This is a genomic window from Pseudomonadota bacterium, from assembly GCA_018823285.1.
In the GTDB taxonomy this organism is placed as follows: Bacteria; Desulfobacterota; Desulfobulbia; order Desulfobulbales; family JAGXFP01; genus JAHJIQ01.
Genome location: JAHJIQ010000076.1, coordinates 87,603 through 96,140, shown reverse-complemented (window position 1 = coordinate 96,140; position 8,538 = coordinate 87,603). Strand labels below are relative to the sequence as shown.

The 8,538-nt window shown below is 51.6% G+C and carries 14 protein-coding genes; 13 read left to right on the top strand and 1 reads right to left on the bottom strand.

The features are described from left to right. Positions 1–369 precede the first annotated feature (369 nt). The 6 genes from KKG35_16860 (at position 370) to KKG35_16835 (ending at position 3,622) form a co-directional block, all read left to right on the top strand. Positions 370–723 (top strand): TfoX/Sxy family protein, encoded by a 354-nt coding sequence (locus tag KKG35_16860; protein ID MBU1739802.1) that lies wholly within the window; start codon positions 370–372, stop codon positions 721–723. A 14-nt stretch (positions 724–737) separates the two neighbouring features. Further along, positions 738–956: a zinc ribbon domain-containing protein gene (locus KKG35_16855; protein MBU1739801.1), complete on the top strand. Its 219-nt coding sequence runs from the start codon at positions 738–740 to the stop codon at positions 954–956. A 479-nt stretch (positions 957–1,435) separates the two neighbouring features. After that, a complete protein-coding gene (locus tag KKG35_16850) occupies positions 1,436–1,891 on the top strand; it encodes a hypothetical protein (GenBank protein ID MBU1739800.1) in 456 nt (151 codons plus the stop codon). A 92-nt stretch (positions 1,892–1,983) separates the two neighbouring features. Next, positions 1,984–2,418, top strand: a complete 435-nt coding sequence (locus KKG35_16845; GenBank protein ID MBU1739799.1) for a disulfide bond formation protein B — start codon at positions 1,984–1,986, stop codon at positions 2,416–2,418. Between the two features lie 149 nt (positions 2,419–2,567). Next, the gene (locus KKG35_16840) at positions 2,568–3,071 is read left to right on the top strand and encodes a DsbA family protein (protein MBU1739798.1); all 504 of its coding nucleotides are present in this window, start codon (positions 2,568–2,570) and stop codon (positions 3,069–3,071) included. A gap of 44 nt (positions 3,072–3,115) precedes the next feature. Continuing rightward, on the top strand, positions 3,116–3,622 hold the full coding sequence (locus KKG35_16835) for a TlpA family protein disulfide reductase (protein MBU1739797.1): 507 nt from the start codon (positions 3,116–3,118) through the stop codon (positions 3,620–3,622). Between the two features lie 104 nt (positions 3,623–3,726). Here KKG35_16835 and KKG35_16830 read toward each other — a convergent pair whose 3' ends face one another. Further along, complete coding sequence (locus tag KKG35_16830; protein MBU1739796.1) at positions 3,727–3,975, bottom strand: hypothetical protein; 249 nt, start codon at positions 3,973–3,975, stop codon at positions 3,727–3,729. A gap of 231 nt (positions 3,976–4,206) precedes the next feature. On the opposite strand from KKG35_16830, the gene KKG35_16825 reads away from it, so the two are divergent. From KKG35_16825 to KKG35_16795, 7 genes are all read left to right on the top strand, one after another. Next, on the top strand, positions 4,207–4,551 hold the full coding sequence (locus KKG35_16825; GenBank protein MBU1739795.1) for a metalloregulator ArsR/SmtB family transcription factor: 345 nt from the start codon (positions 4,207–4,209) through the stop codon (positions 4,549–4,551). A 510-nt stretch (positions 4,552–5,061) separates the two neighbouring features. Further along, positions 5,062–6,168: a permease gene (locus tag KKG35_16820; protein MBU1739794.1), complete on the top strand. Its 1,107-nt coding sequence runs from the start codon at positions 5,062–5,064 to the stop codon at positions 6,166–6,168. Between the two features lie 115 nt (positions 6,169–6,283). Beyond that, positions 6,284–6,685: a tRNA (N6-threonylcarbamoyladenosine(37)-N6)-methyltransferase TrmO gene (gene tsaA / locus KKG35_16815; protein MBU1739793.1), complete on the top strand. Its 402-nt coding sequence runs from the start codon at positions 6,284–6,286 to the stop codon at positions 6,683–6,685. 9 nt (positions 6,686–6,694) lie between these two features. Beyond that, positions 6,695–6,925 (top strand): TM0996/MTH895 family glutaredoxin-like protein, encoded by a 231-nt coding sequence (locus KKG35_16810; protein ID MBU1739792.1) that lies wholly within the window; start codon positions 6,695–6,697, stop codon positions 6,923–6,925. After that, complete coding sequence (locus KKG35_16805; protein ID MBU1739791.1) at positions 6,913–7,428, top strand: thioredoxin family protein; 516 nt, start codon at positions 6,913–6,915, stop codon at positions 7,426–7,428. Before KKG35_16810 ends, KKG35_16805 begins: the two co-directional genes overlap by 13 nt. A 48-nt stretch (positions 7,429–7,476) precedes the next feature. Next, positions 7,477–7,827: a thioredoxin family protein gene (locus KKG35_16800; protein MBU1739790.1), complete on the top strand. Its 351-nt coding sequence runs from the start codon at positions 7,477–7,479 to the stop codon at positions 7,825–7,827. Further along, entirely contained in the window at positions 7,827–8,528 is a 702-nt protein-coding gene (locus KKG35_16795) for a cytochrome C biosynthesis protein (GenBank protein MBU1739789.1), read from the top strand. The genes KKG35_16800 and KKG35_16795 overlap by 1 nt, the downstream gene beginning before the upstream one ends. The last annotated feature ends 10 nt before the right edge of the window (positions 8,529–8,538 follow it).

Here is an 8,538-nt window from a genome sequence, read left to right as displayed (position 1 = left end):
TGAGGTGCATCGGATTTCTCCTCTCTGTCATGGTTCTGTCGGGAAACAAAACCTTAACAAAGTTGGTTAAATCCGATGCTTTTTCTTTTTCATGCAATTACAGCCATTGATTGATTTTCAACTTTTTTACGAATGAACCTAGAGTTTCATCGCGTCCGGAGGCGCGGCGAAACCTTCCTGTTCACTTCCCTGAAAAAGTTCCTGGGGCAACATCCTTCATTCGTAATTTTTTTTGTCTGATTCAGATATCTCTTGAATAACTTCTCTCGTCAATACAAGATGAACAATCCGACATAATCAGCCACGCAAAACTGAAGATGTTTACATTATGCCGCTAAATTGAATACGAACGAAACCTGATAAAGTCCCATGCCGCCATCTCCAGCTGAAAAAGAATTTACAACCTACATCGTTGATCTTATGCAATCCATCGGTCCGGTCAGCGCACAGGCGATGTTCGGGGGATATGGAATTTTTCTCGACGGACTGATGTTTGCTCTTATTGCGGATAGCGTTCTTTATCTGAAGGTGGATAAGGAAACAGAGGACGAATTCAAAGCCATGGGTCTTGAGCCTTTTACCTACAATATGAAAGGGAAAGAAGTCAAAATGTCATACTATCAGGCCCCCGAAGCAACCCTGGAAGATGGCGAGGAAATGAAGTCCTGGGCAACAAAAGCTTATAGCTCAGCTCTCCGGGCCGCTGCAAAAAAACGAAAGTAAGGAAAAGGAACCCCATGCCGATTTTTGAATTTGAGTGTAGAGACTGTCGTCATAAATTTGAAGAAATCACAAAAGTCCGGGAAACAGTCTGCTGTCCACAATGCAAGTCTGGCAATCTAAAAAAACTGCTCTCAGCCTCTGTTTCTGACTCAAATAATAGAAAATGCAATTGGGGTGAACCAGGCCTGCCCAACAAGCAGGAGTTCGAGCGAATAAGGAGATCCAGGGATTGAAGCCTCCCGTGGCTTGCTGCGGGGAATGCGTTTCGCTATGCATGTTCAGAGTAAACAATCCCCCTGTCGGCATCTCAGATCTTTTCACGCACAGTACACAGCCAATCAAGCAAACAGCGCCTCCTTGCCTGCGACCGGATAACATCGGCAATTTCACGGCACCAGTCTCCCCTCAGACCTGAAAAGCAGCCACAATCTCCGAGGGCGTGGACCTTTTTCACAACCTGCCGTATGAAGAATATTCTCTAGTGCCTTGCCGGGAATACAGACTATTCGGCAGGCGCCTTTCCCGGAAAGCCACTTACAAAATCCGGATTCTCCGCAAGATCAGTGAATTATCCGCACTGGCGGTTTTTACTTGAATAATGGCATCAAACTTGCTCAATAATATCGGCTGACAAAACAACTTCAACCACAGGTTGTATGGCTGAATTGAGCAGCTCGCCTGCTCAAACGAAACTTATACCCGAGAAGGGTGCATGAAACGTTCACTCAATCTATTTCGCCCACTGATTCTTGTCTTGCTCGTTTTTCAGGCCAGCTTTGCCCATGCGCTGCCCGAAGGCATTCACCTGAATCTTTGCTTTGGCCCGGATGGCAGGTTCGAGATCTCGCCGGATCTCTGTCCCGATGGTCTGACCTGTCAACAAATCGATCCGGATGAGTTTTTCATTGCAGCCGACGACCCGCATGGTGATTGCCTCGACTTTGAGCTTGGCTGTATTGCGACGGGAGAATTTCGCCCCACCACTTCTCTGAAATCTCCCGGCAAAAACAGGTTCAGCAAAAGTTTGGCAAACGCAGCCGGTTCTCCCATCTTCCTGTTTGCAAGCTGGATTCTTCCGCCAACAGATCCGACCCGTCCTGATCTTCCCGCCGAATTCTCCCCATACACGCAAATCTCATCCCTCCGCACGATTGTCCTCCAGATTTGATCCGCCCGGCCGCTGTTCTCATCGCTTTGCTTTACAGATATCTCCCGGAACGCAATCGTTTCAATCCGTCAATTTATTTGGAGAGTTAAATTATGCACCACTCGGATCGGTCAAATCCGGACTGGCACATTCTTTTTGCCTGCTGGCTTCTCGCCGCTGTTTCGACACTCGGCAGCCTCTTTTTCAGTTCGGTCATGGAATTCGCGCCCTGTGTTCTCTGCTGGTATCAGCGGATCTTTCTTTTTCCGCTGGTGATCATTCTCGCCAGAGGGTTGTTCCCCTTTGATACAAATGTGGTGAAGTATGCCCTGCCGCTTTCCATCGCAGGCTTTCTCACCGCCATCTATCACAATCTGCTGTTTGCCGGGATCATTCCGGAAAAAATTCAGCCCTGCAGCCAGGGCGTTTCATGTACCGAGGAATACATCGACCTGTTCGGCTTTCTGTCGATCCCGATGCTTTCCCTGCTTTCTTTTTCAATCATTATCGCCCTTTTACTATTCCTGCAGAGGAGGATATCCCGATGAAACAAAATATATTGTTTGGTGTCGTCTGTGTCGCGCTGATCTTTGCCTTCATGTTCGCAAGCTCATATTACAAAGAGCGGCAGATCGAAAAGATCGGTTTCATGGCCGAAAAAGACGCCTCACTTTTTATCCGCGAGCATTCGCAGACCCTGGGCAGTGACGGGGCCAAAGTCTACCTGATTGAATTTATGGACCCCGCCTGCGAAACCTGCGCCGCCTTTTCCCCCTATATCAAAAAAATGATGGAGGCCTATGCGGGCAAGATCAAGCTTGTTCTGCGCTACGCCCCGTTTCATGATGGCGCCGACTATTTTGTCACCATCCTGGAGGCGGCAAAAAAACAGGGGAAATACTGGGAGACTCTCGAGGTCATGTACAAGTCGCAACCTTACTGGGCCAGTCACTCCAATCCCCAGCCGCAGAAAATATGGCAGTTTTTACCAAAGGCGGGGCTCGATATCGAGCAGCTCAGAAAAGACATGAATGATCCGGCAATTCAAAAACTCATTCAACAGGATCTTGACGATGCAAAAAAACTGGATGTCCGAAAAACTCCCGGGTTCTTCGTGAACGGCAAGCCACTCCAGACCTTTGGCTACCAGCAGCTTCTGGAACTGGTGCAGTCTGAACTCAGGGCACAGTATCCAAACTGACGACTCTGCCCTCCATGGGGCCGATTATTGAGAGGAAATTTGTTATGAAGAAATTATCACGCATTCTATTGTTAGCAGGCGCCCTGCTTTTCATTACCGCCTGCGGCCAGGGCCCCAAGGTCGCCACCGTGGGACAGCCCGCCCCGGATTTTACCCTGGTTGACCTGCAGGGCAAAACCTGGACCCTTTCCCAGCTCAAAGGGCAGGTGGTCTTTGTCAATTTCTGGGCCACCTGGTGTCCGCCATGCCGCGAGGAAATGCCTTCCATGCAGAGGTTGTATACCATGCTGCCGCCGGATAAATTCAAGATGCTGACCGTGCTCAACAAGGACGCGCCGGAAGCGGCAAAGGTCTTCGCCGGAAAATTGAACCTCACCATCCCGATCCTGCTCGACCCGAACAGTCAGGCCGGAGCGGCATACGGGCTGACCGGAGTGCCCGAGACCTATATCGTCGACAAACAGGGAATACTGAGAGAAAAGGTGATCGGCCCGGCCCAGTGGGACTCGCCGGGAGCGCAGCAGATGCTGATGAGATATATCAATCAGTAGGAAACTGAACAGTTTAAACCCCGCAGTTCCATACGAATATGAAAGGAACTGCGGGATCGAATTTCTGCTCCGCAAACTTCCTCCTTATTCTCCTGTCGACACAATTATTCAAACTTCTCCACAGTCTGGTTGATCATCTGCTTCTTGTTGCTCATGCCGGTGGAGGAAGACTTGCCAAGGGCAGAGAAGGTGTAAAGTATAAGGGCTGCGGCCAGCAACACCCCAACGGTTTTAAGCACAGCCTTGGGTTTCACATACATAGAAACCGCCAGACCGGCAACAACTGCCATGACTAGCCAGGTATGCCGGTAATAGATGTTCTTGAAGAGAATGATCAGGTTGTCCATATCCATGGAAGCCCACCATTTGGATTAGCTGTGATGAGAAGTACATAGCCCCGCCGGATGCAAAACCATGACGTTTAGGATGCCACTGTACACCCTGCAGCCCTCTCGGACAATCGGAAACCATTACCGGATACTGATCGGATAGTTATTTTCCAAAATATTGAAGCGTACACTTGACATGAAAGAGCAAACCCCCTACCATATCGCCATATGTCGATATCGCCAAATGGAGGTTTTATGAAACAGCTGATACGAGTAATGAAAGCGCTGTCCGACCCGAGCCGGATCAAGATCATGAAGATGCTTGAAGCAAAGCCTCTCTGTGTCTGCGAAATAACCGAGATTCTGAAACTTGCCCAATCGACCGTCTCGAAGCATCTGAAGATTATGGAAGATGCAGGCCTGATCGATTCCTGGAAGGAAGGATCCTGGGTGATCTATCGGATCACTGAAAATTTTGAAAACCGATACGCGGAAGTTCTCACACCGCTCCTCAAAGAGTGGCTGTTCGACAATCCCGAGATCAGAAAGATATACCGGCAGGCCCAGGTTTCCGACAAACAGCGATCCTGCGCCGCCTAGAAACGGGCTTCATATCGGGAGATCACGAGAAGTCCTGCAGTTAGTGTTTAGACGCAGGAAGTCTGAACAAATCATTTAAAAATAGCTGATCACCACTGAATTTCAGCTTTTTTACTGAAGAACAAGCCAACCATATGATATTGTTGGTTTTATTTAAATACAGGTGTGAAGTGGAAATGACGTTGGGCCATCCTTCGACAAGCTCAGGATGATCGGTGTAACAGTAATTCCGTTCATCCTGAGCCTGTCGAAGGATGAGCTTGGCGAAGAGTCAGTGGCTGAAATTCAGTGGGAATCAGATAAAAATATGGTTCTCAACAAAACTCAGCTTTACCCCCCTGGATTCCGGGTCGAGCCCGAAATGATATTTATTTAATGATGTCTTGATGATGTCTTGCCGGACCTGATCCGGCATCCAGTAATCTCAAGAAGAACAGATGGGCAGTTGGTGGAGTTTCCTTTAAAGCCACTTTTTTTAAAATACCCCCGAACATTCAAGAGTTTCAAACCATGGAAAATCTGCAAACGGAAATTGGTTCCTTCATTCAAAAGCCCGCCTGTTGCAGCGGCAGCAGGAAAGAAGCCGGCGAGACGCCACGGAACACATCGTCCCGAATCATTCTCGGGTTGATCGGGGTTGGAGTCTGGTACGCGGTCTATCGTCAGCTGGAACCACTTTCAATCTATCTCACCTATGATCTTATCGGTCTGGACCGGGGCAGTCATCTTGGCGAAGCGATCAAATTTTTTCTCTATGACACCCCGAAGGTCATGATGCTCCTGACTCTGGTGGTTTACGGAGTGGGCATTGTCCGCAGTTTCTTCACCCCGGAGCGGACCAGAAGGATTCTCGCCGGAAAACGGGAATCGGCCGGAAATGTTCTTGCGGCGCTTCTCGGTATCGTCACCCCCTTCTGCTCCTGCTCGGCCGTGCCGCTTTTTCTGGGCTTTGTGACAGCAGGAGTGCCGTTGGGCGTGACCTTTTCCTTTCTGATCTCGGCCCCGATGGTGAACGAAATCGCCCTGGTACTCCTTTACGGCCTTCTGGGCTGGAAGGTTGCGGCCCTCTATCTCACCACCGGTCTGCTGGTGGCAATCGTTGCCGGGTGGATGATTGGCCGCCTGGGCATGGAAAAGCACATGGAAGACTGGGTGCAGGAGCTGCGCGCCAATGCGGATGTGATGCCGGAGGAAAATCTCACCTGGGCAGACCGTTTCCAACATGGCCTGGCAGCGGTCAAGGATATCGTCGGCAAGGTCTGGATCTATGTGGTCGCAGGGATCGCGCTCGGCGCAGGCATCCATGGCTATGTACCCGAGGGATTCATGGCCTCGATCATGGGCAAGGGGGCCTGGTGGAGTGTGCCAGCCGCAGTGATCATCGGCATCCCGATGTACTCGAACGCCGCCGGGATCGTGCCGGTGATCCATGCACTCCTGGAAAAAGGGGCGGCGCTCGGCACCGTGCTCGCTTTTATGATGAGCGTGATCGCCCTGTCGCTTCCCGAAATCGTTATTTTACGCAAGGTCCTGAAACCACGCTTAATCGCCACCTTTATCGGGGTTGTCGGCACAGGAATTCTTTTCGTCGGCTACCTGTTTAATATGATAATTTAACCAGTTGCGAGTTGAAAAATGCGAAGGGTCGTGATCATGGCGGGTTCATTCTTCTTCGCATCCCTCATTTTTCATCTCGCATCTTGAAGTGCATTTTGCACCTTTGAGGAAAAACATGCCCCCACCGGAAGAAATCAGCATCAAACCGATCGGCGTCATGCACTGCAACCTGAACTCCCGCGAGCAGACCCCGAGGAATTATGACATCTCGGAAGAGACGGGAACCCTGGAGATCTTCCCCGAATTCAGTGAGGCCCTGCACGGGATCAAGATCGGCCAGACCATCGTCTGCCTCTTCTGGCTGCATGAGGCGCGGCGGGATATCCTGAAAGTGTACCCGAGAGGCGATAAAAGCCGGGGATTGCAGGGGGTTTTTGCCACCCGTAGCCCGGTCCGCCCCAATCCGGTGGCGATCTCCGAGTACCGGGTAACCGGGATTGCCGGAAATGAAATAGAGGTTTCCGGGGTGGACGTCCTTGACCAAACCCCGCTCATCGACATCAAAAAAAAGATATAAGGAACACTCGTGGAAATCAAAGTCATGGGCCCGGGCTGCGCCAGCTGCCACAAGGCCGAAAAGATTGTCAGGGAGGCGGTGGCCGAAGCAGGTATCGACGCCACAATTGAAAAGGTCACTGATTTTGCCGCAATTGCCAGGGCGGGCGTCCTTTCCACCCCGGCGGTGGTGATAGACGGCAAGGTCCGTTGTTTCGGCAAGGTGCCCGGAAAAGATGAAGTGCGCGAGTGGCTCAAATGAAAGATGCGCCATTGCAAAGGACCTTGAAGGTCGGAAAGGTCTCGGTCGGCCTGGTCGGCCTCGATGTTGCACTGAACCGGGTGGTCGAGGACCGGTCACTTGATGATGACCAGGCGGCGGAAAGCGTATTCGCGCATATTTCCAAGCTCAATTATGTGCCGAAAACCGCGACAAAGAAATATCGTGAGGCGATCCTGAAAGAGGTGCTCCGCCTTCGCGGAGGCGGCAGCGACCACAGCGGCGAACTGGTGATCCGCATCCTCGGCCCCGGCTGCGTCTCCTGCAACAACATCCAGAAAATGGTCATTGAAATTATGAACAGGATCGGGGCGGCGGCCGATATCTTCCAGATCCACGACCTTGATGAGATCGGTCGCTACGGTGTTCTGCAGACCCCGGCCCTGATCGTGAACGACAAGTTGAAATCCTCCGGCCGTGTTCCGACTCCGGCCCGGATTGAAGAGTGGCTGCGGGAAGAGCTGGACTCAACTGAAACGGAGTGATTCATAATGAAAACCTTTTTTCGATTTATTACCGTGTGGGCCTTTGTAATGCTGCTTTCCTGCACCTCATCGGAACAGGGCAAGGCGGGTGTTGTCGTCCCCGGCATTCCTGTCAAAAATACCGTGACCCTGGTTGATCTCGGGGCCAAAACCTGCGTCCCCTGCAAGCTGATGGCCCCGATTCTTGAGGAACTGAAGAAAGAGTACCAAGGCCGCGCGGCGGTCGTTTTTGTCGATGTCGGGGACGAGGAAAACATTGAAAAAGCCAGGGCTCTCAATGTACTGGCCATCCCCACCCAGATCTTTTTTGACAAAACCGGGAAGGAAGTGTATCGCCATGCCGGTTTTCTGGACAAAGACAGCATGGTTGCCAAACTTGAAGAATTACTGGCCCGGTAATGAATGATATTCTCATAGGTATAACCAGCCGGCTTCAGGCTGGTCCAGAATACGCCCTGCCGGCGGCTTTTCTCTGGGGCATGGTCAGTGTTCTGCTTTCCCCCTGTCACATGGCCTCCATCCCTCTGCTGATCGCTTACGTTGCCGGGCAGAAGACGCTCCCACCCCCCCGACAGGCGGCCCGTTTTGCCATTCTTTTCGCCCTCGGCATCTTTATGACCATCATGGCGGTCGGCCTCCTCTGCGCTGCCGCAGGACGGATGCTTGGCGATATCGGCCCCTGGTGGCAGCCGGCGGTGGGCATTCTGCTGCTCTGGGTGGCCTGGACGCTCTTCAAAGCGCCGCAATGTTCGTCAACCGGCAATATCCTCGCCCGTTTTCAGATTCAAGGCGCTATGGGCGCATTGATCCTCGGCCTTGCCTACGGGACTCTGGCCGGAGTCTGCACCTTCGGTTTTATTGCGCCGATACTGGGCATCATTACCCTGCAGAATGAAATCATTATCGGGATATCGATGCTGTTGCTCTTCAGCCTCGGCCACTGCCTGCCGCTGGTTGTCTGCGGCATCTTCTCGGCCCGGACCATGGAATTGCTGTACAGCCATACCGGGCAGAAAACTGTAGCGATCATGCGGAAACTGGCGGCGGGAGTTATTGCGGGATTAGGCCTCTATTTTATCCTGCTTCCTTTCTGGAAATAAGCCGCCACCG